The sequence below is a fragment of the Halomonas sp. 113 genome, assembly GCF_904067645.1.
Lineage (GTDB): Bacteria > Pseudomonadota > Gammaproteobacteria > Pseudomonadales > Halomonadaceae > Vreelandella > Vreelandella titanicae.
Genome location: NZ_LR881453.1, coordinates 3399419 through 3424981, shown reverse-complemented (window position 1 = coordinate 3424981; position 25563 = coordinate 3399419). Strand labels below are relative to the sequence as shown.

Annotated in this window: 25 protein-coding genes and 1 pseudogene; 15 read left to right on the top strand and 11 right to left on the bottom strand. The window is 54.6% G+C overall.

The annotated features are described in order from the left end of the window. Nucleotides 1–169: 169 nt before the first annotated feature. The 6 genes from YERSI8AC_RS16150 to YERSI8AC_RS16125 form a co-directional block, all read right to left on the bottom strand. Nucleotides 170–1030, bottom strand: a complete 861-nt coding sequence (locus tag YERSI8AC_RS16150; protein ID WP_009287603.1) for a LysR family transcriptional regulator — start codon at nucleotides 1028–1030, stop codon at nucleotides 170–172. Then, nucleotides 1024–2034 (bottom strand): phosphonate dehydrogenase, encoded by a 1011-nt coding sequence (locus tag YERSI8AC_RS16145; RefSeq protein ID WP_022522623.1) that lies wholly within the window; start codon nucleotides 2032–2034, stop codon nucleotides 1024–1026. Before YERSI8AC_RS16145 ends, YERSI8AC_RS16150 begins: the two co-directional genes overlap by 7 nt. Before the next feature lie 9 nt (nucleotides 2035–2043). Beyond that, complete coding sequence (gene phnE, locus YERSI8AC_RS16140) at nucleotides 2044–2874, bottom strand: phosphonate ABC transporter, permease protein PhnE (RefSeq protein WP_027960098.1); 831 nt, start codon at nucleotides 2872–2874, stop codon at nucleotides 2044–2046. A gap of 9 nt (nucleotides 2875–2883) precedes the next feature. Then, a complete protein-coding gene (gene phnD / locus YERSI8AC_RS16135) occupies nucleotides 2884–3753 on the bottom strand; it encodes a phosphate/phosphite/phosphonate ABC transporter substrate-binding protein (protein ID WP_022522625.1) in 870 nt (289 codons plus the stop codon). Further along, a complete protein-coding gene (gene phnC / locus YERSI8AC_RS16130; RefSeq protein WP_022522626.1) occupies nucleotides 3750–4595 on the bottom strand; it encodes a phosphonate ABC transporter ATP-binding protein in 846 nt (281 codons plus the stop codon). The genes phnD and phnC overlap by 4 nt, the downstream gene beginning before the upstream one ends. A 250-nt stretch (nucleotides 4596–4845) precedes the next feature. Next, complete coding sequence (locus YERSI8AC_RS16125; protein ID WP_159177072.1) at nucleotides 4846–5235, bottom strand: ester cyclase; 390 nt, start codon at nucleotides 5233–5235, stop codon at nucleotides 4846–4848. Nucleotides 5236–5334: 99 nt separating this feature from the next. Here YERSI8AC_RS16125 and YERSI8AC_RS16120 point away from each other — a divergent pair, with 99 nt between their 5' ends. The 5 genes from YERSI8AC_RS16120 to YERSI8AC_RS16100 all read left to right on the top strand — a co-directional run bounded on the left by YERSI8AC_RS16120 (nucleotide 5335) and on the right by YERSI8AC_RS16100 (nucleotide 9891). After that, complete coding sequence (locus YERSI8AC_RS16120) at nucleotides 5335–5670, top strand: zinc ribbon domain-containing protein YjdM (protein ID WP_138801401.1); 336 nt, start codon at nucleotides 5335–5337, stop codon at nucleotides 5668–5670. Nucleotides 5671–5902: 232 nt separating this feature from the next. Beyond that, nucleotides 5903–6841, top strand: coding sequence for a LysR family transcriptional regulator (locus YERSI8AC_RS16115; protein WP_022522629.1), 939 nt, complete (start codon nucleotides 5903–5905; stop codon nucleotides 6839–6841). Between the two features lie 180 nt (nucleotides 6842–7021). Then, nucleotides 7022–8257, top strand: a complete 1236-nt coding sequence (locus tag YERSI8AC_RS16110; protein ID WP_022522630.1) for an MFS transporter — start codon at nucleotides 7022–7024, stop codon at nucleotides 8255–8257. Then, entirely contained in the window at nucleotides 8238–8933 is a 696-nt protein-coding gene (locus YERSI8AC_RS16105) for a haloacid dehalogenase type II (protein WP_022522631.1), read from the top strand. Before YERSI8AC_RS16110 ends, YERSI8AC_RS16105 begins: the two co-directional genes overlap by 20 nt. 163 nt (nucleotides 8934–9096) lie before the next feature. Further along, complete coding sequence (locus tag YERSI8AC_RS16100; RefSeq protein WP_141224479.1) at nucleotides 9097–9891, top strand: hypothetical protein; 795 nt, start codon at nucleotides 9097–9099, stop codon at nucleotides 9889–9891. A gap of 441 nt (nucleotides 9892–10332) precedes the next feature. Here the strand turns inward: YERSI8AC_RS16100 and tnpC are convergent. After that, a pseudogene (gene tnpC / locus YERSI8AC_RS16095) lies at nucleotides 10333–11360 on the bottom strand (IS66 family transposase); the annotation flags it as partial. A 91-nt stretch (nucleotides 11361–11451) separates the two neighbouring features. Between tnpC and YERSI8AC_RS16090 the strand changes: the two are divergent. After that, complete coding sequence (locus YERSI8AC_RS16090; RefSeq protein ID WP_159177071.1) at nucleotides 11452–11895, top strand: GNAT family N-acetyltransferase; 444 nt, start codon at nucleotides 11452–11454, stop codon at nucleotides 11893–11895. 360 nt (nucleotides 11896–12255) lie between these two features. Continuing rightward, nucleotides 12256–12543 (top strand): helix-turn-helix domain-containing protein, encoded by a 288-nt coding sequence (locus YERSI8AC_RS16085; protein WP_022522635.1) that lies wholly within the window; start codon nucleotides 12256–12258, stop codon nucleotides 12541–12543. Nucleotides 12544–12560: 17 nt separating this feature from the next. Here YERSI8AC_RS16085 and YERSI8AC_RS16080 read toward each other — a convergent pair whose 3' ends face one another. Further along, nucleotides 12561–13454 carry a LysR family transcriptional regulator gene (locus YERSI8AC_RS16080; RefSeq protein WP_022522636.1) on the bottom strand — a complete coding sequence of 298 codons (894 nt, stop codon included), beginning with the start codon at nucleotides 13452–13454 and terminating at the stop codon, nucleotides 12561–12563. Nucleotides 13455–13599: 145 nt separating this feature from the next. On the opposite strand from YERSI8AC_RS16080, the gene YERSI8AC_RS16075 reads away from it, so the two are divergent. Then, the gene (locus YERSI8AC_RS16075; protein ID WP_022522637.1) at nucleotides 13600–14838 is read left to right on the top strand and encodes a YbfB/YjiJ family MFS transporter; all 1239 of its coding nucleotides are present in this window, start codon (nucleotides 13600–13602) and stop codon (nucleotides 14836–14838) included. Beyond that, entirely contained in the window at nucleotides 14838–15440 is a 603-nt protein-coding gene (locus tag YERSI8AC_RS16070; RefSeq protein ID WP_022522638.1) for a glutathione S-transferase N-terminal domain-containing protein, read from the top strand. Before YERSI8AC_RS16075 ends, YERSI8AC_RS16070 begins: the two co-directional genes overlap by 1 nt. 35 nt (nucleotides 15441–15475) lie before the next feature. Here the strand turns inward: YERSI8AC_RS16070 and YERSI8AC_RS16065 are convergent, their stop codons facing one another. After that, entirely contained in the window at nucleotides 15476–16444 is a 969-nt protein-coding gene (locus YERSI8AC_RS16065) for an Rpn family recombination-promoting nuclease/putative transposase (protein WP_022522639.1), read from the bottom strand. A gap of 289 nt (nucleotides 16445–16733) precedes the next feature. Between YERSI8AC_RS16065 and YERSI8AC_RS16060 the strand changes: the two genes are divergently transcribed. After that, nucleotides 16734–18176 carry an amino acid permease gene (locus tag YERSI8AC_RS16060; RefSeq protein WP_022522640.1) on the top strand — a complete coding sequence of 481 codons (1443 nt, stop codon included), beginning with the start codon at nucleotides 16734–16736 and terminating at the stop codon, nucleotides 18174–18176. After that, entirely contained in the window at nucleotides 18173–19132 is a 960-nt protein-coding gene (mmuM, locus tag YERSI8AC_RS16055; protein ID WP_022522641.1) for a homocysteine S-methyltransferase, read from the top strand. Before YERSI8AC_RS16060 ends, mmuM begins: the two co-directional genes overlap by 4 nt. Before the next feature lie 121 nt (nucleotides 19133–19253). Here mmuM and YERSI8AC_RS16050 read toward each other — a convergent pair whose 3' ends face one another. Next, nucleotides 19254–19391 carry a hypothetical protein gene (locus YERSI8AC_RS16050; protein ID WP_162484071.1) on the bottom strand — a complete coding sequence of 46 codons (138 nt, stop codon included), beginning with the start codon at nucleotides 19389–19391 and terminating at the stop codon, nucleotides 19254–19256. Between the two features lie 442 nt (nucleotides 19392–19833). Between YERSI8AC_RS16050 and YERSI8AC_RS16045 the strand changes: the two genes are divergently transcribed. The 4 genes from YERSI8AC_RS16045 to YERSI8AC_RS16030 all read left to right on the top strand — a co-directional run bounded on the left by YERSI8AC_RS16045 (nucleotide 19834) and on the right by YERSI8AC_RS16030 (nucleotide 25148). Continuing rightward, nucleotides 19834–20907, top strand: coding sequence for a peroxidase, FMP-type (locus tag YERSI8AC_RS16045; protein WP_022522644.1), 1074 nt, complete (start codon nucleotides 19834–19836; stop codon nucleotides 20905–20907). Nucleotides 20908–21023: 116 nt separating this feature from the next. Then, nucleotides 21024–22268: a ferritin-like domain-containing protein gene (locus YERSI8AC_RS16040; RefSeq protein WP_022522645.1), complete on the top strand. Its 1245-nt coding sequence runs from the start codon at nucleotides 21024–21026 to the stop codon at nucleotides 22266–22268. A gap of 26 nt (nucleotides 22269–22294) precedes the next feature. Next, nucleotides 22295–24064, top strand: coding sequence for a LodA/GoxA family CTQ-dependent oxidase (locus YERSI8AC_RS16035; protein WP_022522646.1), 1770 nt, complete (start codon nucleotides 22295–22297; stop codon nucleotides 24062–24064). Beyond that, nucleotides 24054–25148 carry a tryptophan 7-halogenase gene (locus YERSI8AC_RS16030; protein ID WP_159177070.1) on the top strand — a complete coding sequence of 365 codons (1095 nt, stop codon included), beginning with the start codon at nucleotides 24054–24056 and terminating at the stop codon, nucleotides 25146–25148. Before YERSI8AC_RS16035 ends, YERSI8AC_RS16030 begins: the two co-directional genes overlap by 11 nt. Here YERSI8AC_RS16030 and YERSI8AC_RS16025 read toward each other — a convergent pair. Then, complete coding sequence (locus YERSI8AC_RS16025; protein WP_201304231.1) at nucleotides 25145–25543, bottom strand: hypothetical protein; 399 nt, start codon at nucleotides 25541–25543, stop codon at nucleotides 25145–25147. The genes YERSI8AC_RS16030 and YERSI8AC_RS16025 overlap by 4 nt on opposite strands. Nucleotides 25544–25563: the final 20 nt, after the last annotated feature.

The following is a 25563-nucleotide window of genomic DNA, read 5'->3' as shown; positions in this document are numbered from 1 at the left end:
TGACCATCAACGACGATGACGCCGCCATTGCTCTGTAGAGCGAAAGTGAAGGCGTGCGGCTGCACGATGCCGAGTAACGCTCCAGTGAAGCTTGCGGGGGCGGGTCTCAATAGCACCTATTCTTAGCTGCCCATACGCCTTCCCTGGCTCTAAAGATGTCACTCGTTTTTCACTGACATATATGGCTGACGAAAGTGGAAACTGGCGGTTGCCGTGCAAGCGTCTCCGGGCAGATGACGCTCAGGTTCTTGGCCAGCCCGGCATCACTGACCGGGATAGCACACAAAGTGCCCGCTCGGATCTCCGCTTCGACGCAAGCCGCCAGCACCAGTGATACGCCCAGGCCTGCTTTGACAGCCTGTTTAACCGCTTCGGTACTGCCCAGTTGCATTGAAACCTTCGGGAACGGCCCTCTTTCGCCGAAGAAACTCGCCAGCAACCGGCCCGTACCTGTTCCGGGTTCACCGCCCAGCAGGCTCATTCCTGCGAGGGTTTTCCGGTCTATTTCATGCCATTCCGCACAGGGGTGATCGGGTGAAGTAATTAACACCACGGGCTCCTGTCGCCAATCCATTGCCTGGAAGCCAGATTTCGGGTGCCACCACTCCATCACCGCTATATCCAGCTCGCCGCTAGTCAGTTGTCTAGCAATGTTAGGATTGTTATCAATCACAAGATCCAGCTCAGGTACCGCCGGAATGTTCTTGAACGTGCTCACGTAGGGCTGGAGCATGTAAATACCGATGTTGGAACTTGCCCCTACGCGTAAACGCGTACCGCTAACGACTTCTCGAGCACGCTCGTCCAGTTGCAACATACTAAGCGCAAGCGGCATAAGCGCCAGGGCTGCTTTGGTGGGCTCGCAACCCGTTTTACTGCGGCGTATCAACAGGGCACCTAGCTGTTCTTCGAGCTTTTGAATGTGCTGTGAAAGCGTGGGTTGTGCGATACCGAGAGCTTGGGCGGCGGCCTGAAAACGTCGGTGCTGAACCAGTGTGGTAAAACTTTTCAGCCAGACCAAGTTCAGCATGGAGTTGTCTCAGTGATAGTGGGCGAATTAGCCGCATCCTGAGGGCATTCTCCTTGTAACGCTTGAAGAATGTTGTCGGCAGCACGCTGTTCAATCATCAGCCGCACATCCTGGACGGCAGAGCCAATGTGTGCCGTAAATAGCGTGTTGGGATGTGCTCGCAAGGTGGGGCAAATCTCTTGCGGGCGATCCTCTCGAGCCCAATCTTCCATTTCAAAAACATCCGCTGCGTAGCCGCCTAACTGCCCTGACTCCAATGCTTCCAAAACGGCAGCTTCCTGCACTACAGAACCCCGGCATGGGTTGATCAAAAAAGCGCCTGGTTGCATCAGGGCCAAGCGCGCAGTGTTCATGGTATGCAGGGTTTGTTTATTGAGCGGCAGGGCCAAAATGACAATGTCGGCTTGCCCGAGCAGCTCTTCAAGCGACTTGCGCGCCACGCCTAGCGCGGCCTCCTCAGCAGCGGGCAAGGCGTCTGGCTGAGAATACAGCAAGCTCGCGCCCCACCCCTGGAGCCGTGTTGCCACTGCCTGGCCGATGGGACCCATGCCGACGATACCCACGGTCGCGCCGGCAACCCCCAGCCCATAAAACGTGGGCTGCCATCCCTTGAACTGGCCGGAACGAACGTACTCATCGGCCGCTCGGACATGGCGGATTAGGCTAATGGTTAGCCCGATGGTTAGCTCAGCCGTTGGCACCGTCAGCAGATCCGGCACGAAGGTCAGCCAAACGCCATGACGCGTACAGGCCTCCACATCAAAATTATCGTATCCCTTCAGGGCGGCACCAATAACTTTCAGCTTGGGACAGCCCGCTAGAAATTCCTCGCTGACCTGGTCCGGCATAAACACCATCATGGCGTCTGCGGTTGCCGCGCGGGCCTTTACCTCGGCGGCGGTCAAGGTAGTGGCTGACTGGTTGGTGATCACTTCACAGTGTTGTTCCAGCCTTTCCAACACACTGTTGTGTACCCGGTGGGTAATGAAAACCCTTGGTTTCATTTGATTTCCTTACTTGAATTTCTTACGAAGATGGCCGCTAAGGCTATCCACCATCGTCACCATAACGAGTATGACAATCAGGATGGCGCTGACTTCCTGGTACTGCATGACGCGTAAAGAGCCCATTAGCTCGAAGCCGATCCCGCCAGCCCCCACCATGCCCATCACCGTAGAGGCGCGGAAATTGTATTCCCAGCGGTAGATAGAGACATCAGCAAACTGCGGAAGCACCTGCGGGAGCACCGCGTGCCAATGAACCTGTAATCGCGTCGCGCCAGCGGCATTGGCGGCCTCTACCGGGGCTGGGTCGACATGCTCGATCGCTTCGGCAAAGAATTTACCCACCATGCCGATAGAATGAAGGCCGAGCGCGAGCACGCCCGGTAAGGCGCCAAACCCCACGGCAGCAACGAAAATAATGCCCATAATCAGCTCGGGCACCGAGCGAAGAGCGTTCAGCAGCGTGCGGGTTACGTGGAATACCACGGGGTGGGGCGAGGTATTGCGAGCGGCCAGGAACGCCAGGGGTACGGAAGCAGTGACCGCTATCGCCGTGCCGGCAATGCTCATGGCAAGGGTATCGACCAGCGGCGCTATCCAATCCATGGCGTTGGTAAAGTCGGGCGGTAGGGATTCTCCCATTAGGGTAGCGATGGCAGGCACCCCGTTGGCCAGGGTGCGAAAATCCAGCAGATCTACATACCAACTCGCCAGAAGAACCACTGCCAGCACCAAGCCCGCTTGGAAGAGCTTGCTCCGCCAGCCGCGGGCGTGTTCGTCCAACACGGCGTCAGGAGAAAGCGATGAAAGGGGTGGCGGCACTGTTTTGGACGGATTCATCATGCCCCCTTACATCTTGCCGAAGTCGAGGTTGAGCAGACTACCCATTTCCCGAATCACATCGTAATCGGCGTCCGTGATAACGGCGAAACCTTCGGCTTTTAGGTTGTCCAGAATCTCTTCATCATCGATGCTGATGAAGGCATCCTGGATCTGCTGCTTGAGTTCAGGGTCCAGGTTGGAACGCATCGCCCAAGGGTACTGAGGGTACTCCCCGCTGTGACCCAACACCCTAACCTGGTTGCGGTCTATCAGGCCGCGGTCCATTACGTGCTCAAAGATCACTTCCGATAGCCCGCCTGCATCCGCATTACCATTGGCCACGTTCACCGCCACGGCATCATGGGAGCCAACGAAATGGGCTTCATAGTCCTCGCCTGCTTCCAGCCCCGCCGATTCAAGCAGCACGGTTTTGGGAATCAGGTGGCTTGACGTAGAGGCACGGTCGCCATAGGCCATTTTCATGCCTTCGATATCCGCATAGGACTCAACGCCGGAATCGACATTGGCAATAATGATGGAGCGATAGGTGGGCTTGCCATCCACAATCATGGCGGCAAAGGGTTCGATCTCACTTTTGCTTCTTGCCATCACATAGGAGAGCGGGCCGAAGTAGGCGAGGTCGATGCGACCAAAGCGCATGGCTTCGATCATGGAGGAGTAATCCGTGGTGACGATTAACTCAATTTCTTTCCCAAGGGTACTTTCAAGATACTCTTTCAATGGCTGGTTGCGTTTGATCAGTTCAGAAGCGTTTTCATCGGGGAGTAGCGCGACTTTTAATAGATCCGGATTTGGATCAGGGTCCGCCGCCAAGGCCGGCATGGCGATTCCAAACATAAGACAGATGGCAAAGAAAAAGCTGAATAGCGGTTTCATTGGGCAATCTCCAGTTTTATCGGGGAGGGAGTGGTGGTTTGAGGGTTGGGTTCGGTGGTCTCAGCGGCGTCGGTCACAGCTCCGCGCGTGCCGTGGTAGATCTCGTTCAGGTGGCGTTGCTGTAACTGTGAGGGGGCCGCATCGAAAACGATTTGGGCATTCGCTAACCCGATAATGCGGTCAGCAAACCGCTGGGCATACTCCAGCTGGTGCAGTGAAATAATGGCGGTAATACCATCCTCACGGCATATATCTCGCAGTAGCGTTAGCACTCGCTCAGAGGTTGCCGGGTCAAGGCTGGCCACTGGCTCGTCCGCCAATATCATGGCGGGCTGCTGCGCCAAGGCACGCGCAATGCCCACCCGCTGTTGCTGCCCGCCGGAGAGTTGATCGACCCGGGTAAGCGCTTTCTCGGCCATGCCTACGCGGTCCAGGCAGTGCAGAGCAAGCGCCTGTTCCTGCCTGGGTAGCGGAAACAAACTGCGCCAGGTGCTGTGGTAAGCAAGCCGACCGGTCAGCACATTCTGGAGCGCCGTATGGCGTTCAATGAGCTGATGGTGCTGGAAAACCATGGCGGTTTTGCACCGATGGCGGCGTACCGTAGACCGGGTTTCGAGCGCACCTAGCTCGGCCGAGATCACTTTGCCAGTGCTGGGCCGCACCAAGTGGTTGAGAGAACGCAGTAACGTCGATTTACCCGCACCGGAAAGGCCGAGTAGTACCGTAAACTCCCCTTTGTGGAAATCGACGGTGGTGGGGCGGAGTGCGAGGACATTCCCAGGATATGTCACCCCCATTTTCTCGATGCGGAGCATTAAGTCAGAGGATTGAATAGGCTCCATTGGATCACCTTCTGCAATGTATAAGCTCACTTTATTGTGACTTACAATGCAACGGTAGCCCGCCTAAGTGACAAAGCTGTGTCGTTCAGGTGATAAGTTAATGACTATCCAAGGAGCGCAGGTAGCCAGTCAAACGGCTCAGATAACGCTTCTCTAGACCAATATCGTCACAAAACGAGGCCCACCAAGGCTGGGCGTACCGATCCGATATTCTGCTCTATTCGTTTGTTAATGGAGATAACCACAACGTTTAACCAAGCTGAGCCTCAATCGCGGCTTTATCAATGACCGACCAGACCTCCCTAATCTTGCCATCGCTAAACAGGTAGAACGCGTTTTCGCAAAACGTCACGTTTTTGCCATCCACCGCAAGGCCAAGGAAGCTACCTTTGGGTGTGACATCGAATCGCAACCTGCACGCGACATGGGGTGAATCAACGGCCAAAAGCTCAATGTTAAAGTGAAGATCCGGTATCTGCTCGTAATCGGCTTCCAGCATGGCGCGATAACCATCAAGCCCTAGGCGCCTGCTGTTATGGTGGACATCGTCATGCACGAACTGGTCAAGGTTCGTCCAATCCTGATTATTGAGGCAGGTGATGTAATCACGGTAGGTTGCTTCCAGGTCACGTTTGTTCATCCTGGTTCTCCTTTCATGGGCTGGCGTGAAGGCATTCGCCAAGGGTACACAGGCTCAGTATCATAAGCAGCCTAAACCAAGCCACAAAAGTCATCATTCATGTCGTGCCCACCTTGCCCCAATTGCCAATCCGAATTCGTCTATCAGGATCAAAGCCTGTTCATCTGCCCCGAGTGCGCCCACGAATGGAACCCTTCTGAGACTGAGGTGGAAGACAACGTGACGGTAAAAGATGCCCATGGCACGCTGTTAGCGGAAGGCGATAAGGTAACGATGATCAAAGACCTCAAGGTCAAAGGCAGCTCACTGGTACTCAAGGTGGGCACCAAAGCCGTTATCAAGCGGCTCTTGGATAGCAAGGATCACCAACTGGACTGCAAGGTCGACGGCGTCGGCGACATGATGGTGACCGCCCATTTTGTGAAAAAAGCTTGAATAAGACCCCGGAATTCTTCGATTCACCACACGACGCAGTAAGCTGAGGCTCACCCACCATCACCACTTCACTCAGCGTTTAAGCGAAGCGTGTTTTCGGGTATCTGGTTCTAGGGCAACAAAATCAGCTCTAAGGCCTTTGACAGCGGGTTGGAAAGTATTCAAAAGCGCTATTTCCTTTCGATTTATTTAGCTAAAGTAAGACTAAAGCTTATCTGCCGGAAGGCCTTCAATGACTGATTTGATAATCCTGAGAGATTTCCTGGCCCTTTGTGAAACCAAGAGTTTTAGCCGCACGGCTGAGCATCGGCATGTTTCGGTTTCAGGCTTGAGTCGTCGTATTCAAGGCCTTGAAGAGTGGGCAGGCACCACGCTGTTTGAGCGGCGTAAAGGGGAGCTAGTGCTGACGGAGGCAGGGCAAAGCCTGCAAATGGTAGCTTCACAAGCGCTTAGCGCTTTTGATCAATTTCGCCGCTCCGTTGCTGATGATATTAACGATCAGAAAAGGCGGATACGATTTTGCTCACCACACATTATGGCTGCGATATTTTTTCCTCACTGGATGCCGCGCTTACAAGAGCAGTTCACACAGGCAAAATTTAGCATTGATGCTAATACATTGCCGGAGTGCCTAGCCACTCTAGATCAGGGAGAGGCCGACTATGTAACGGCACTATTCGATGGTGAACACCTTATTGCAAGGCGTTTGGGAGTAGAGAGTGATAGTTACACTTCAATTGAGCTAGATACCGAGTCTCTCATCCCTGTTAGCGCACCAAATGCCGCAGGTCAGCCACTGTTTAATTTACATGCTGCAGATGGCTCCCCACTCTCATTTTTGAATTATTCCCAAGAGTGCCATTTGGGTTGGTCGCTGAGTGCCATGCTGGTGAATCAAGGTTTGAATTTACAGCAACACCATGATGCTGGTCTTGCTGATAGTTTGCGTCATATGACGTTATCAAGATTGGGTGTTGCGTGGCTTCCCTATTCGCTAGTGCGGGAAGACCTTGGGGCTAAGCGGCTTGTTCGAGCGGGAGGTGCCGCTTTCGATGTGCCATTAAAAATCACCTTGCTGAGACGCACAGCGCCCCTCGCAGCAGAAGCCCAGCGGTTATGGGATGGGCTGCTGGAAATGAAAAATGTAAGAACCTTCTCTGAGGTTGTTTGAACGGCATTCCACGCTTCATTGCAATGTTGGCAATTTTTTCGCCTCTTTTATTCGGTAACGCAACCTAGCCAGAAAAGTAGCGGTGCTTGCTGATGTGGCAACAGGCGTTGCGATATCGTCGCGGCTTAGCGCCCAAAAAGGGTTAATTCTTAGGAAAGGCTCAATGCGCTGAGAACCCCTATGACGACAATGCTGCCTATGGCTTCTGCTCACAACTACCGCTGGTTCATTCTACTGATAGCCACCCTGGCTCAAGCAGCGGCATGCTTTTTCGTTCAAGGCATCGGGGCCATCAGCGTTTATATACAGGCAGATATGGCGCTCTCTGCATTTCAGATTGGGGCGCTGGTCTCTGCTGCTCAACTGGTGCCTTTAGTCGGGCTGTTAGTTGCCGGCGAGTTGCTGGACAGGTTCAGTGAACGCTTAGTGGTAGGGGTGGGAACCCTCGTAGTGGGCATCGCGCTAAGCGCTGCCGTGCTGGCTGAGAGTTACTGGGCAATGCTGCTGTTTTTGGTCATCGTAGGGGCGGGCTACAGTACCGCCCAGCCTGGCGGTAGCAAATCGGTAGCTGCTTGGTTCGATAAATCCCAGCGCGGTTTTGCCATGGGGATTCGTCAGGCAGGTTTGCCGCTCGGTGGGGCGCTGGCGGCGATCGTACTGCCAACCGTCGCTATCACCTGGGGGTGGCGCGCCTCTTTTCTGGTGGGTGGGCTGATTGCAATCTTCGGGGCGTTGGTCTTTATACTTTTTTACCGTACCCCTGGTGGCGTGGTGCCGGTAGCAAGAGCCTCTGAAGGTAGCGTAAAACAAGTCGTCTTATCGCGATTGGCAATGATTCGTGAACCGGCCATGAAACAGATCATGGCGTCCGGTATTAGTTTGATCTCGGTTCAGTACGGCATTTTGATTTTTACCGTGCTCTATCTGCATAGCCGCTTGCAAATGGAGGTACTGCAGGCGGCGGCGCTGCTATTCGTAGCCCAAGGGGCCGGGGTTGCCGGACGTATTTTGCTGGCGGCCTGGAGCGACCGCTGTCGCTCACGCTATTTTCCGGTAATGGGGTGCATGGTGGCGGTGATAGTAGGGCTGCTGGTATTGGTTTGGCTACCGCTTCACTCAACGCTCATGCTGAGCGGTTTGATGGCCTGGCTAGGCTTTTTTGGTTTTGGTTGGTACGGCCCTTGGGTAGCTTATGTGGCTGAGTCTGCACCTGCTGATAAAACCGGCTTTGTGCTGGGATTGGCTATGGCGATTAACCAACTGGCGATTGTATCGATACCACCACTCCTTGGGTGGCTGTTAGATATAAGTGGCAGTTTTATGCTCGGCTGGAGTCTGCTGATCGCCATGACGTTATTGGGGCTATTAATGACCATCCAGCGGCAAGGAGAAATTAATGAAAGCGATCGTGTTTGACGTATTTGGCACTCTTGTTGATTGGCGCTCCAGTTTGATTCATCAGTTCAATGAGCTAGAGAAAGATCTGGGGATTGAGCTGCCTAGTGAAGTGCTGGCTGATCAATGGCGTCAGCTTTATGCGCCTTCCATGGACAGGGTACGCAGAGGGGAAATCCCCTGGACGGTATTAGATGATCTGCATCGAGAAAGCTTAGTCAAACTACTCAATCAACATGGGATTGCGCTAGACGAAGCGACCATTGATCGCGTCAATTACTTTTGGCACCAATTAGAGCCCTGGTCCGATGTCCCGCATGGCCTACAGCGCTTGAAAGAGCACACCATCATCGCAACGCTGACCAACGGTAATGTCTCATTAATGGTCGATGTTGCCCGTCACGCCAAGTTACCGTGGGATATGATTTTTTGCGCCGAGTTATTCGAGCACTACAAGCCTGACACTGAGGTCTACTTAGGAGCTTGCCGTCTGCTACGCCTACCGCCTGAAGAGGTAATGCTGTGTGCGGCACATAATGCTGACCTGCGTGCTGCCCGTGCACTGGGAATGAAAACGGCGTTTATACCCCGGCGCACAGAGTATGGCCCTCAACAGAGCAAAGATTTAGAAGCAGAAGAAGCATGGGATTTTGTGGCTGAAGACCTCGTCGCGTTGAGCGAGCGTCTAATAGAGTGAGCCAACAATGCATGCCGTTAGGGCTGGATAGCATTTGTTGAGATAGTGGCAGCTATAGGTATTGAGTGTTTGAGCAGTGAGCTTATCCCCAGGCTTTATTTAATGGTAGAACGAGCAGACGCGCGAACACTGCGCGTCTAGTAACATCTTTTTATCGTAAGGAATGCAAAATGCAGTTAGCTCGATTTTTTGTCGCCATCATGTTGTTTTTTTCATATCGGTTCAAGCGGTAGCAACTGATTGGACTCCACCTGATAATCCTGATTTGCTTCAGATCTTACATGAGGCGCGACTGGATATGCAGGCCAAGCGGTACGAGTCTGAGCTGGAAAAGCATTTTTGGTTTCACGAGAATGCAGAGCAAATAGATGAAAGTATCTCTGCAGTCAGAACATCATTTGCACTTTATGACTGGGTGAGGCTCGGACAAGAATATCCACCGGCCATGGATGAACTTCTTCAGGTGAGAGGAGGCCTGATCACTAAGTTGATCAATGAAGAGTATGATCGAAATGCATTTCGCGATCTTGTATCAATAAATGCAGTTCTCAATGAGGATTCAAAGACAACGGAAATCTTTAAACTCCTCGACTCGGAGCAACCAGAGGCTGCCAATAGAGCTTTCAATTTCGCGCAACCGGCGTTGATCAAGGATAAAGAATATGAACTGTATGTGAAATACGTCAATCCACAGCATGACTTTCTACGTATGAAGCATAGCTTTGAAAGCGGCATGCTAAGCGCTAACAACTCAGATTCTAATACTTCTAGATCCGATTTCTATATTAATTCATTTCGCAATAAAGCAGCGACATTAGTTGCAGTTCTTGTGGTTAATGACCGCGAATTAGAAGCAGCCGAAATTTCTACATTAGCGAAGGAAGTGCTTGATGACCCACAATTTCATGAGGAGTTGGAGGATACGTTAGCTGGGACTGTACCTGTTCCTTGGCCTTAAGTTAATAAATATGGCAGCAGGCCGCAAACAACCCCGGGAGGTCTTTGATCAACTTCACTGATCAGCCAGCTACCCCATGCACGACGCAGTGAGCTGTAGTTCATCCAACAGCCTTAGGCAACTCCAGGTGTTTGTATGATCGAATGAGCTATAGGAGTTAATCCTCTGCTGTCAGCATGAAGGCTTCTACAGCAATTATTAGACGTGCTACTTACCTGATTTTTTTACCAAAACGATGATAAGAGTATTTGAAGACCAGGATTTTGAAGCCATAGAGGAAATTTACACCCTCGCCAAGCTAGANCTGTTCATCTACCCGAAAGAGAGATGAATGTTGTTCCCAAAGGTGTGGAGCGTAGGGCCCTTCGCTGAAGGTGAATGCCATGTTCTCCTTATTGAGCTCCGTAAGCGCTCCAATAACCCCATCTAGGCAGTCATTGCCTAGACCGGTAAGGTCTCTTTCCACTGCCAGGGCAGTAGCGTGTTGAGGTCATCGTCGTTGAGAGAGGGTAGCGTCTCAAAGACGTGCTGTAAGTAGTCGTAGGGCGAGAGGCCATTGGCTTTGGCGGTTTCGATCAGGCTGTAGATCGCCGCACTGGCCTGAGCGCCGCTCGGTGTGTGACTGAACAGCCAGTTTTTACGCCCCACCACGAACGGACGGATGGCGTTCTCGGCCAGATTGTTATCCAACGGTATCACGCCATCGTCCAGGAACCGAGTCAGGCGTGGCCACTGGTTGTTCAGGTAGTGCAGGGCTTTCCCCAGAGCACTTTTGGGCAGTACCTGGGCCAGTGACTTATCGAGCCAGGTGCGCAGTTGATCGATTAATAGTCGGCTCTTCTGCTCACGCAGTGCATGACGCGCTTCGGGCTCAAGGCCCTTCGCCTGTTTTTCCACGCCGTACAGCTTACGGATCTGGTTCAGCGCCCAGTCTGCCTTGCCGGTTTTACCTTTAGGCTGCACTTTTTGCGCCTCGACGAACTTACGCCGTGCATGCGCCCAACAGCCCACATGGGTGATCCCATTGCGGCGCACCACCTCGGCGTAGCCTTCATAGCCATCGGTGACCAAACAACCCGCATAGTCGCCCAGCAAGCGCACGGGCACTCGTCCGGCGCGGCTGGCATCATAATCGAACAAGACCACCTGTTGGCCCGGCGGCCCGCCGCGTTGTACCCACATGTACGAGGGGGCGCTGGCTTTACGGTCGGCTTCTTGATTGACCTGGAGCGTTGTTTCATCCATGTGAACCAAGGGGGCGCTGAGCAGGTGTCTGCGTAATGTATCGATCAGCGGAGCGACACGCTCGCCTGCTTGCACCATCCAGCGGGCCAAGGTGTTGCGGGGAATCGCCGCGCCATGGCGGGCAAAATCTGGCTCTGCCGATACAGTGGCAAGGCATCTTGGTACTTGGCGGTGGCGACATAGGCCAGCAGCGTGGCGCTAACCAGGGCCTGCCACTGTTCCGGGGTGCGGTGCTTTCTCATGGGGGTAACCTCGTGTGGGCAAATGTGAGGTTACTGTAGGGCGAATGTCAGCCGGGCGGCAGGACGTCTTAGAATGAACGCTTACAAGCTAGATGAGTTCCGGTTTGAGCGAGGCCCGTTTGAGCTGATACCGCTTCGGCAAGACGAGGAGCGCCTACGAGGGCTGATGGAATCAGTGATATTTGTTTATGCTGATAAGGGCATTCGTGGGTACGGGGCAGTTTACGAAAATGAGATTCGCACGCTGCTTGTTCACCCGCTTTTTCGCCGCCAAGGCGTCGGTAATCAACTGTTTGGTCATATGATTGCCTGGATCGGAAGACCCGTTACGCTCTGCGTCGCAAGAAGCAACGTGGCGGCAAAAGCGCTCTATCAGCAATATGGTTTTAAAGTGACCGAGGAGTTTGAGGCCTGCTACAACGGTAAGCCGGTGTTAGCCAATAAGATGGAGCAGTCCAGCACTATTTTTGGAAAATCTAGTGCTGACACAGCGTTTTCTAGAAGCCGTACAAGGTAGATATCTGGAGCCGATCCAGTCTTGTTTTTTATACGGCAAAGCCGTATATTTAAGCAATGCTATTCATCGAAACGTCTACGTTCACCAAGCTATTACCGAGTTATCTTACGGATGAGGAGTACCGTGGGCTGCAAACGTATTTGTTGCAGAAACCAGATGCGGGCGACCTTATTAAAGGGTCGGGTGGTGTTCGTAAAGTTCGTTGGTCATCAACAGGTTCGGGAAAGAGTGGCGGTATCCGAGCTATCTATTATTGGAAGAAATCTGACCACGAGATATGGATGCTCACGCTGTATAGTAAAACGGAGCGCGCCAGTATCCCTGGGCACATGCTCAAGCAGATAGCGGAGGCAATCAAAAATGGTTAAAAGAAATCTCGGAGCAGAGATACTCGACGGCATTAATGAGATAAAACATTTCAAGAAAGGTAGGGGAGCGCTGCGCACTAACGAGTTAGCAGAGCCCTCGCCACCCAAAATGATTCGGTTGAAACTGAACCTATCTCAATCGGCCTTCGCAGGGCTTTTGGGAGTAAGCATACGTACCCTTCAGGACTGGGAACAAGGCCGTAGAGAGCCACAGGGCCCGGCCATTGCTCTTTTGCGTATTGCTGAACAACGCCCGGAAGTCTTTGATCAACTTCATTGATCAGGCAGCCACCCACCTCACGACGCTGTAAGCTGAGGCTCATCCACCACCACCGCGTCACGCAACGTTTCAGCGAAGCTTGCCAGGGCGGGTGTCCAGGACTCTGGTTCGGGGGCGACAAAATAGGTATCGACATTGGCGATGGACGTGGGCAGTTCCAGCGTATGAATCCCGAACCGGTGCTGGTGGGCTTCAACCGTCCCACGGGGTAGCACCGTGTAACCCATCCCGGCAGCAACGCAGCCAAGCATCGCGTCCAGGGAGCCGAACTCAAAAATCCGGCCTGCATTGACGCCGTAGGAAGCCAGCAACAGCTCAATACGCTGGCGGTAGCTGCACCCCTGGCGAAACGCCAAGAAAGCAGACGTCAGCAGTTCTTGTGAAGAGGGCATTCTCGTCATAGGTGTTGAGCCGACTAAGACAAGCTGCTCGCTAAATGCTTTGAGCAAGTGGTAGCGGCCATGCTCGAGTCGCCCGGCCACGAAGACACAGTCCACCTGCCCGTTAAGCAACAACTCGACCAGCTCAGCCGTGGGCCCGGTCTTTATCTGGATATCAACGTCAGGCTGCGCTGCGTGGTACGCCGCCAGTATCGGCGGAAGGCGCAACGCCGTCGTGGTCTCCATGGCGCCTATACGCAGCCGCCCACACGCCTTCTCTTGGCCTTTGAACAGCGATACCGCTTCGTCGTGGGCTGTCAGCATGCGCTCGGCGTACTCCACCAGCGCCGATCCGGCACTGGTAGGGCGAACGCGTCCTGCACGGTGAATCAGCTGTACGCCTAACTCTTCCTCAAGTTTCTTGATGTGGGCCGTCACATTGGATTGCACCGTGTGCAGCTGCTTAGCCGCCGTCACGAAGCTGCCGGTTTCGGCTACGGCCATGAATAGTCGAAGTGATTTCAATTGCACACGCCGTCTCCCTGTCAGGCTATCTTTAAACAAGATAATAGCGATCAAAACTAATCGTTTCTAGAAATAGCTCCTCACGCGTAGTCTGGTTGTGTACTAACGCGCTGCCCACCTTGCCCGAAAGGCGGCACGAAAAGGACACCACATGATGACTCGAACACTCACTAGCCACGACCTGCCTGCCCTGATGACAGGGATAATGGCGACCCTGGCGGGGATTGGCATTGCGCGCTTCGCCTATACGCCGCTATTGCCTGCGATTATTCAAGAGGGTTGGTTTACCGCGAGCCAAGGCGCCTACCTGGGGGCCGCCAACCTGCTGGGGTATTTTATCGGTGCACTCGTAGCTCACTCGCTGAGTGAGCGCTTTTCTCCTCGCTTGGTGATGGCCGCAAGCTTTGCGGGTATCGCGCTAAGCTTTGTGCTCTGCGCCGGGGCAGGTGGTTTCCTCTGGTTCTTCTTCTGGCGGTTGGTGTCGGGCATTGCCGGGGCCATCTTAATGGTCGTTGGTCCCTCGCTGGCGTTGGCGGCCACACCACCTGAAAGGCGAACGCGTGTTGGTGCCATGGTGTTTACCGGTATTGGCTTTGGGGCACTGCTTTCGGCCTTCATCGTACCGTTACTTCTTGGGTTAAGCCTGACAGTCACCTGGGGCACGCTGGGGCTGCTCTGTATTGCCGCTGGCCTTTTGTGCGACTGGGGAGTGGCGCACTTAACCTCACCCATAACGGCTAGCTCGGTGGGTAATAGCTCCACAGGGTATGCGGGTGTAAAGGTCGTTGTGCTGCTTGTCATTGGTGCTTATGCCCTGGATGCGATTGGCTTTGTGCCCCATACCGTGTTCTGGGTGGACTATCTCGCCAGGGAAAACGCCCTGGGCAATCAAGCGGCTTCCCTGCAGTGGGGAATCTTCGGGTTGGGCGCCTTGTGTGGGCCGTTCATGGTAGGCGCACTGGCGCATCGAGTGGGTTGGCAGGGTGGCTTGATGATCGCCTTTGCGGCGAAGGCTGCCGCTGTTTTGCTGCCGGTGTTCTCGCTCGCACTGCTCAGCCAGTCGGTTTCCTCCTTCATGGTAGGGGCAATGATCCCCGGTATTGTGGCACTCACTTCTGGCCGCCTTGCTGAGTTGGTAGGGCCAACCGCCCACAAGAAGCTCTGGGGGCAAGCCACCGCCGCCTTTGCAGCCGCCCAGGCGGTGGCGGGCTATGCCATGTCGGCGCTTTATGGCGCTTGGGGCAGCTACACGCCACTGTTTGCCATCAGCGGCCTCATCCTCGTCGCTGGCTTTTTGCTGGTGCTGCTTAGCCATGGCGTACAGCAGCGTCACTCGCATCTTTCTGCCCAGCAACCTACACAGCAATCTTCAAATCCAGGGAGGCAATAATGGAACTCTACCTAAACGCAACCTCGCCCTATGCGCGCCTAGTGCGCATCGTATTACTGGAAAAAGGCCTGATGGACGCCGTGACGCTAAAGTGGTGCGACCCCTGGGCAGATGATGTAGATCTGTTAAAAGCCAACCCCGCCGGGCGTATTCCCGTGCTGGTAACGGAGGAGGGCACCACGCTTAGCGAATCAATGCTGATTGCCGTTTACCTGGATAGCGTTAGCCCCAACAAGCCGATGATTCCCAAGGCTGGTTTAGGTGAGGTGCTGCACCTGGCGGGGTTGGGTCAAAACCTGATGGATGCCGCGTTCAATACCGTGATTGCCAGAAAGCATTACGGCAATGGGATTGATGATAGCGAGCTGGGGCAGAGGCGTTCGCGGGCCATTCAGCGGCTATTAAAGCAGCTGGACGGTGAGCTTGGCGAAATACAACAGACCTCAACTATCAATCTGGGTCACATCGCCACCGCAGTGGCGCTGGATTATCTCGCCTTTAGGCTGCCAGAGGTGAACTGGAAAAAAGACTACCCGCAGCTTCTGGCATGGCACGCTAGCGTTACTGCGCGAGAGAGCTTTCAACAGACGGCTTTCTGTTAGGACTTTCTATTAGGAGAAGTGGGGATAAAGCGAGCTCAGTGCTGGATCTCAGCCCGCAACTTTTCCACTTCTTCAACCGGCAGTTCTTCAATATCCGCGATCATCTGATCATCCATTTCGGTGCGAGCAATCAGCTTACGGGCTGCGTTGCGTTTGCCTTCCAAGGCACGTTGCTCGGCTTCTTGACGCCCTTCCAGACGACCTTCCTGACGCTCTTTTTGCACCAGATTTTCTAAGTTTTCTGCCAACATGTCTTTATCCTCCACCAAACTGTTGAGCCGCTCTAGATTAACTTCTGCACCAAGCCGCTGCAGATGACGCTTAATCCAGCGCGTGATGACCTTATCAATGCGTTCTTTGTTCGGATCCGCTTTGATAATGGCCACAATACGATCAACGGCTAGTTGCAGGGCTTCCCAACTCTCACCGGCGTTTTCGACGCTGAACACACCGCTTAACGGTGTCTGAACTAAGCCTAGCTGTTCATCAGTATAGCGCCCTTCATCGACTAGGTAATAGCGTAGGTGGGGCTGGTAAATCTGAAGAAAGTCGGGCGGTTCTGGGGTGATCATCTCGAAGATGTCTAGCGGTGCCGTCCATCGCTCTGAGCCGTTATACAACACGACAGGGAGCACGGGCGGCAACCCTTGGCTGGGCGTGATGATCTTCTGTTTGAATAGTTCGCTATAGAAACAGGCGACGTAGTGCAGTAGTCGAATGGGCATAGTGCGATCCACCGAGGACTGAAACTCCAGCAGAATATACAGAAATACTCGTTGGGTGAGGCCTTTCCATTTCACTTCAACCGACCACACCACATCTTCAATCTTCTCTTCAAAAAGCGGCGTAATGTAGTTGCCGCTGTGGCTCTTTAGGGTGGAGAAATCCATCAGCTTAGCAATCTCAGCAGGCGTAAAGCCTTCGATCAACTGTTGCACGAATTCGGGGTAGCTAAACAGCTCCTTGTAGCCGGTATCATGATGTTTGTGAATGGTGCCCACCATGAGTGCTCCTTATTCAATGTGCCTAAGCGAGTGCATCGCAAAAAACAATATACCTAAGAATAAATAGCGGGGGCTTGGCAAGCAACTGTTGTCGGGTTGGCGTTAGACACTGCCTGCATTTGATATATCCAGCCCTTATCACCCATGCCAGACTGCATATTCAAAATAAGAATATTAAATTATTCTTTTATTCTTTTTAGGAAATTAAGGATGCACTAAAATGGTGCCCTTTCTGAGCCAGGCCGCTGGGCGCTTGCCGCCGTGTTAGGCCAAAGATAGGGATGTCACCATGAGTGAGCCAGCAAGTGATCAAGAGGGGGCGCACTTTAAGCGCAGTATGCAGACGCGCCATTTGGTGATGCTCTCACTGGGAGGCGTGATTGGCACCGGCCTGTTTTTGAGTTCCGGTTATACCGTGCAGCAGGCTGGGCCTATTGGGGCAGTGTTGGCCTATCTGGTAGGTGGCATTGTTGCTTGGCTGGTGATGATGTGCCTGGGCGAGCTGGCGGTGCATATGCCCAATTCAGGCGCCTTCAGCGCGCATGCCACCCGCTATATTGGCCCCGGCACCGGCTATATGGTGGCCTGGATGTACTGGCTCACCTGGACGGTGGCGCTAGGTTCCGAATTTACCGCAGCGGCGGTCTTTATGGGGCGCTGGTTTCCCGATATCCCCGGCTGGTACTGGAGTGGCTTGTTTGCGGCGATTGTCTTTGGCGTGAATGCGTTTACCTCGCGCTTCTTTGCCGAGTCTGAATTCTGGCTCTCATTGATCAAAGTGATCGCGGTGGTGGTGTTTGTGCTGGTGGGGGCGGTGGCGATTATTGGCTGGGTACCGCTGCATGATGCCGCTGGCGCTGAGGTCGCCTCACCGGGGCTATCGGCACTATGGGGAGAGAGCGCCATGCCGCCCAACCTGATGGCCATTGGTACCGCCTTACTGGCAGTGATGTTTGCTTTTTCCGGCACCGAGCTGATTGGCATTGCCGCCGGAGAAACGGTAGACCCGGCCCGCAATGTGCCCAAGGCGATCCGCGCGACCCTGTGGCGATTGATCCTGTTTTTCGTCGGCACCATTGTCGTGATTGCGGCGCTGCTACCCCAGGATCAAGCCGGGCTCAGTCAAAGCCCCTTTGTGGCTGTGTTCCAGCGTCTTGGCGTGCCGGGTGCAGCCGATATCATGAATTTTGTCATCATCACCGCGCTGCTGTCGGCGGCCAATTCCGGGCTTTATGCCTCGTCGCGCATGCTATGGACGCTCGCCGACCAAGGCACCTTGCCCAAGTCGCTTGGCCGACTTAACAAGCGTGGCATTCCGATGAATGCCCTGCTACTCAGCATGGTCGGCGGCCTGGGCGCGCTGTTCTCCAGCGTGTATGCCCCTGAAACCGTCTATTTGGTGCTCGTCTCGATTTCCGGTTTGGCCGTGGTGGTGGTCTGGATGGCGATTGCGCTTAGCCAGTTTAACTTCCGGCGCCACTACCTCCGTGAAGGCGGGCAACTGAAGGATCTGGTTTATCGCACCCCGTTCTACCCCTGGGTGCCGATTATTGCTTTTGCAGCCTGTCTGGCCGCGTGCATTGGCATTGCCTTCGACCCGCATCAACGCGTTGCGCTCTATTTCGGTGTGCCTTTCATTGGCCTGTGCTACCTGATGCACTTTGTGCGCCACCGTTCGGCCTCCCAACGTTCTGAACATTCGCCCAACGCCGTTGAGGAAAACGCCGTATGAATGAGTTGAATCCCATTAAAGCCCTGTTGGCCGACGTGCCCTTTATGGTCATCGACGGTGCCTTGGCCACTGAGCTGGAAGCGCTAGGCTGCGACCTCAATGACGCCCTCTGGTCGGCGCGCCTGCTGGCACAGACCCCGGAAAAGATTCGTCAGGTTCATCAGGCTTACTTTGAAGCCGGTGCCGATTGTGCGATTACCGCCAGCTATCAGGCCACCGTGCCAGGTTTTATGCAGGCGGGGATGACGGCAGAAGAGGCGCGGGCGTTGATTCAGCTGTCGGTTACGCTGGCGCAGCAAGCGAGAGATGCGGTATGGCAGCCCGGCCAAACCGACCGTCCCAAACCACTGGTGGCCGCATCCGTAGGCCCTTATGGCGCGTATCTGGCGGACGGCAGTGAATACCGGGGCGGCTATGATCTGGATCGCGCTGGATTGGTTGAATTTCACCGTGAGCGTTTTGACCTCTTGCTGGCGGCGGGGGCTGATTTACTGGCCGCTGAAACTTTGCCCTCACTGGAGGAAGCGCTGGCGATCACCGATTTGCTGGCCGAGCATCCGGGCGCGCAGGCATGGATCACTTTCTCGGCGAAGGATGGCCAACACATCAGCGATGGCACGCCGATCGCAGAATGTGCGAGGGCCCTGGCCAAGTGCCCAGGCGTAGCGGCGATTGGTGTGAACTGCACGGCGTTGGCCCATATCGAATCGCTGATTGAGGAAATCCGCCTTGAGTGCGATCTGCCAGTGTTGGTGTATCCCAACTCGGGGGAAGTGTACGACGCGGTAACCAAAACCTGGCACCCGTCCCAATGCGATCATACCGGTGCCGATCTTTCCGGATTGGTACAAGGAGTTGAGCACTGGCTTGAAGCAGGCGCGTCAGGCATTGGCGGATGCTGCCGGACGACACCGGAGGATATTCAAGCGCTGGCCCAGTGGCGGAGGTCGCGCTAATTTAGTTAGGCCTTAATGCTGAGTCTCTGCCCGTAACCTTTCCACCTCTTCGACGGGCAGTTCTTCAATATCCGTGATCATCTGATCATCTGATCATCTGATCATCTGCTTCGGTGCGAACTTATAGTGTCGGCTGATAAAGTTGAGCCTCGCTTAGTGAGCCGCTTTCCAAAGCGCGCTGCTCAGCTTCTCGACGCTCTTCTTGACGTCCCTCCTGACGCTCTTTTTGCACCAGATTTTCCAGGTTTTCTGACAACATATCTTTATCCTCCGCCAAACTATTGATCTGCTCCAGATCCACCTCATGTGCATGGTGCGATCCACCAAGGATTGAAACTCCAGGAGAATGTATAGAAATACTCGCTGGGTGACGCCTACCTGGGCACACCGCTCATTCGAAGCCGCCTTTCGTTCCCAAGCATTAAAGAACAAGTCACATGGACAAATCATTCTTCGGTGCTAGGCTGAATACTAAAATATTAATAACACCATAATGACACGGCTCATGCGCAGAGTGCCCACACGGCACGCACTCTGCTGAATTCCACCTCACCATACTCCCGCATGATCGTCGAGAGTGAGTGAGGAGCCATCTCCCTAGAGTTGACCAGATTCGAATGAATAGCGTACGGCTACGTTTCTTACCTTAGGAAACAGCGACAAAAATAGCAGATCAAGAATAACAAGGGGGAGTTGAAATCATGCCTACCCAACAACCGAGATATACCCCTGCTGTACTCAAAGAGCCTGCAAATTACGGCGTTCTTGAACAGCTGGCGGGAACCTGGGTCAACTACAACCCAGACAACAAAACGACCGGGTGGGGATTACATACCACTTGCCTGCCTTCCCCAGGAACCAACTCCGAAACCATTCCCGGCAAGTTTCATTTTCTCTGCCAAGACTATAAGGAGGAGCTTACCTTTACGTTAGTCCCCGGCGGAGTACGCAACCGCGGTGGCGCCAACGAGCAGTTCAGCGGAGCGGTAAAGTACGAACAGAGTATTCATGATCTCGATGGCAACCTGCTTCATGACGAAAACGGTATGTACCTCTGGTTGAGTACTCTTTACAACCATCCCGCCGACGACGAATCCATCATGACCGATATCGGTTATCCCGAATTATCGGCGGGCGCCGGCTCCGACGGCCCGGTGTATGTGCCTCCTTATACGGTCTCCCGCAGCGGCACGATTCCCCATGGCAGCACTGTGTTGCTGTTGGGTACAGACTCCGAAAAGAAGGGGAAACCGGAATTTCCCCATGGCACAGCCGCCTGGGATCCCAATCACCTGGCCATCTCACCAAGTATGGGGCTGGCAGGCACCACCGCTGACACCCCCATCAATCTCGATGAACCGGCGCCGCCCTGGGTTCACGACCCCAGTCTTGCGGAGAGAGATCCAAGCGGCAACAGAACCTACACACAGCGCATTTTGGCCGACGATCACTACCCCTATTCGGTGCGTCCCGATCTTCGCTTGCGCGATGCCATTCAGGATCAGGAGATCAAAAGCTTCGTACTGATTGAGATGCGCACCCGGGAGGCTGGCGGATCCGAGGGTGGACTATTGAACACCCCATTCGTAGAGCGATTTGCTCGCGTAACCGAGATGAACTTGCGGATGTGGATTGAGACTGTCTTTGAAAACGGCCAGGAAGTTCTGCAGTTGCAGTACGAGCAGATTCAGTATTTTGAATTTCAATTCGGCACTGATGGCGGCACGACCCGCTGGCCACACATTCAGATCAACACTTTACGCAAAAAAGCGTAAGAGTACGCCTGGCCGCACGGGGCCTCGACGCCGTTAATGACGGCAGGCGTCGGATTCCCACCACCTGCCGCGGAAACAGGCTAATCGGGGTAACGAAACATAAGGAGATGAAAACCATGGCGCCATCAGAAACAGCGAGAGAGAACGTTTCTCCAGGCCTGTTCGACAGGCTTACAAGCACCAGTGTACCCGTATTGCAGGATCTCCAGGAGGCAGCGCAGCTCGCTTTACAGGTGGAATTTACCACTATACCTGTCTACCTCTCGGCACTCTATTCCATTTCAGACGCCGGGAGCCATGTCTACCAGACCCTGCGCAGCGTTGCGATGGAGGAGATGTTCCATGTCAACCAGGCGGCCAACATCATCGTTGCCTTGGGCGCGCTGCCCAAATTTACTGGCGATGCGGTTCCTACTTTCCCCGGCTATATGCCACAGGCCAACCCGAAGACGACCCCTATGGTCGGCCTGTTTCGTGCATCCCCCGATGTATTCGCTAATGTCTTTGCCGCCATCGAAAGCCCGTCGCAGTACGGCGCGCCTCCTCAGGGCGACAACTACGACAGCATCGCGCAGCTGTACGGCGCCTTGGTTGCGGCGGTGGATGCCTATCCCGGAAACCCCTTCAGTACAACCGGTGTTCCTGGTCGGCAAAGAACCAATATCTATCTCGGCAAATTTGGCGGTAATGTCAACGAAGTGATGGACAAGGAGAGCTTCCACGCGGCGGTTAACGAAATCGTCGAGCAAGGAGAGGGAACCGTTCCCCCTGAAAAGCCTCTGGTTCCGGTTGAGAGCTTCGGTACTTACAACCACTATGGCAAGCGTACCGATGGCACCTACGGGCCCATCCTCGGCACCCCGTACGAGCTGAGTCATTTCCTCAAGTTCCGCGAAGTTTCACTCGACAGCGCCAATTTCCCGGCGACGCTCCCCATCATCTCCAATCCCGATAGCAGCGACTACACCAACCCGCAGGCCAAGCGGCTGTCTGACAGCTTCGATGATCACTACAGCCTGATGCTGCACGCCTTCGAAGCCACATTCAAGGCTGGCGACTCCGACCCTTATTTCAGTGTCGTCCTTTCAATCATGCACCGGGTGCTGCCGCATCTTGCCCGAGCGTTGATGTCTACCCCGGCCTTTGCCGACGGCGACAGCTCCGTTGGCCCCAATGCCGCACCGGCATGGCGCTACAGAAGCGATACCAATCGCACCTTTGGGGAACTGACGCAGGAGCTTGAAGACGAGCTCGATCAGCTGTCGACATCACCCAGGGAAAACGCATTGCGCACGCACCTTAAGACAGCCTTGGCAGGCGACAAAGAGATAGTGACGTCAGCCAAAGCGCTGGGCTTGTAATGGGCTAACGTTGAAAGGAAATCATCATGACTGACTATAAAATTTACCCGCCTATTGGCATTGCCCGTGTGGGGAACGCGCCGGAAAAATGCTATATCGGCCCCGAGACATATCGCGGTCTGCCCATTAACCTCGACGGAAGAGACTTCACCCAGGATGACTTCCGGGATGAACAGGGACGCATGTGCCGCCAGGCTGCGCGCTTTCATATTTTTCACGGCGACGAAGAGATCACCCTGGATACGCCCGGAGTAAAGACGATCACCTGGACTGTGCACATGGCGAACAAGAAAGCCAGTTGGTATGAGTTCGCCACCAACGAGGGAGAGCAGGGCTACGCCAGCAATCATCCCTTGCGCAACGCCGATGTGGAGGACCGACACAGCTTGATTATCGACCCAGGGCCACGCCAGATAAGCGGCGCCGATGCCGGTCCCGTCCCCATGGACCGCAATACAATTCCCGAGGGTTATAAGGGCGCAAACTTCCCTAAGGGCATTCTGTATCCCAATCGGGAGTGTATCGACACCCTAGGAGAGCTGCGTACCGACGCAGCCGGCCGCCTGCTGGTGTTGGGCGGTTTGGGTGTTTCCGGAACCGAAGATGAAAGCGCCGTGATCAAACAGTACGCTAATAATGATGGCTGGTGGGACGACACCGGTGACGGCCCAGTCAGCGCGGTAATCGAATGGGACAATGGCAGCAGCAATCCGGCTGATCCGGCCTGGGTGTCTGTGGCGCCACCTTCCTATGCGCCAGAGATCGCCAACCTGGTAACGCTCTGGGACACCATCTTCGACAGCGCTGTGCGTGCTGGACACAACCCACAGATAAATAATCAGGGCATGTGGCAAAGCGGATCCGATGGCTACAAGCCCAACTTCCAGAGCGAGATAAAACCACTACTGGAACGGGCCACCACCTACGCCTGGGTTGCGGCAATCCCTCCCAAGCCCCACAGCTTCGACATGGAGATGCTGGGAGCGGTACCGGATCATGAGGATCACTACCGTGGCCTGCGCAATTGGATTCTGGATGTTCTACGACCACCGGCAGCTGAGAACTCCATTATCTCCGGGCGGGGAGCCACCATGATGCCCTACCTAGCGGGGGACAACTGTCTTATCGGTGGGACGTTTACATCCACTTATCTACGTTTGACAGATACCCAGTTCTTCTTTGTTCAACAGTGGGCGGCGGGGCACTTTGTCAACGAGCCTGTTGCCGATAATGGCCCTCAATCACTGACACGCAATGTTCTGGAAAACTGTGTAGGAGGTGCGTTTTCTCCCGGTATCGAGCTCACCTGGATCACCCGCAATCGAGCCATCTACAATCGTGACGACCCTTTCCGTATCAATACCGCACCGCCCACCGAAGGGCCACTCAACCTGGGCTTTACGCCTACTGCGATGGAGCCCGGGGATCTCACTCGCTACATGGCCATACCCTGGCAGGCAGACTTCAATGAGTGCTCCTCACAACCCATCGGTGAACGAGTCTTGTGGTGGTGGCCCGCACAGCGGCCTGAATTCGTCTACCTGGAGCCGAAACCCCAGGGAGTACGCCAGGCGACTATGCCGATACCGGATGAGCAGACGGGAGGGCAGGTTGCCTGGATCGGCACCGATTTCGATCAGATGCGGGGAGATTTCATCTCCTTTGCCGACGACGTACAGATGGTGCAGTACTGGTCGCGGCTGGGGTTCGTGATGGAAAAAGAGGTTCAAGGAGAGCGCCGCTTTGTAGAGGTTGCACGCACCTTACCCCGACCTTTCACACCGAATGGCAACTGACTTCGATCTCGTTATCCTCGGCGCTGGCCCTGCCGGTTGCGCCACGGCTCTCGCCGCGATAGCGGCGGGGGTCGAGCGGGTGGCGATACTAGACAAGCCCGCCCGGCAGGCCTTCAAAGTGGGGGAATCCGCAGCGCCTGACGTAGTCGCTAAATTGAGGCTGCTGGGTATATCGAATGACCTTGGGGCGAGAGGGCATCGACCCTACTACACCAATCTCTCCCTATGGGCAGGAGAGCGCAGGTTCGACGATTTTCTCCATCGCTCGACAGGGGATGGCTGGCATCTAGATCGGGAGCGCTTTGACGAGGATCTGCGTCAAGCCAGTGGTGAAAAAGGCGCGCAGCTACTAACGCCTGCGGTGTTGGAATCTCTACGCTGGGATAGTAGCGAGTGGCAACTGCAAATAACGTATCAAGACAAACAGCACCTACTGAGTTGTCGTTACCTCGTCGATGCTTCCGGGCGCGGAGCTACCCTCTGCAGGCGACTGGGGGTAGAGCGAAAGCGTCTCGACGATTTGGTGGCGGTGGCGTGTAAATGGCCCAATGCCAGCAGGCTGGAGGGCATAACCCTGGTGGAATCGGTTGCTGACGGCTGGTGGTACGCTACCGGTTTGCCAGATGGTTCAGCACTGTTGGCGTTGATGTCGGATGCATCCGTTGTGCGCCAGAAGGGGCTGCGAAATAGCGAAGCATTCTATGCGCTCTGGGGCCAGACAGAAGAGCTACAACAGTGGCTGCAACCTTCTCGCCAGCACGCACTCTCGCTTACCTGCTTTTCTGCATACAGCGGTTTTGTGACCCAAGCAGCTGGGCCGGGCTGGATCGCAGTGGGCGATGCCCTGGCTACCTTTGATCCTTTGACCTCTTCGGGAATTTCCAACGCACTGGGCGACGGTTTGGCAGCGGCACCGGTAATCACCGATTGGCTGAACAGGCATGACCTGCAAGCGGCAGAACAGTATGCGCTTCGCGCAAACAGGGGAATTAACCGCTTTATCAAGGAGTGGCAAGGCCAATATAGCTTGGAGCGGCGTTGGTCAGATCATCCATTTTGGGCTCATCGTCGTGAACTTGGTTAGAGAGGTCGATGCACTGGCCAATCAGGCGCAAATAAGTCGTGACATCGGCCAGTGATGCGTTTCAAGGTGGTTGATACTGGTGAGTTATCGTAGGTCGAAGCGCACTGATCCCAAGCCAGCATAAGACGATCAGCAGCGGCTGCGACGGGTAGAGAGGCACCTATCACAAAGCCGAAATAGCGTGGACTATTGGATGCTGTTGTCGCTGGTGACCCAGTATCGTCTAGGAGCGCTAGCGTGTTCTCAGTGGGAAATCCCTGCATCGGCAGCGGCTCATCAAATGCTTCCAGTGCCGAGATGGCTGCTTTCGAAGGGAAGACTCGTTGAGTAGCATTCTTTGAGAGATAGCGTCGCCCGCGTGTATCCGCGTCAGCTTGCAAGCCTAGTTCATTCATCTTGGCCTCCTGGTTATTAT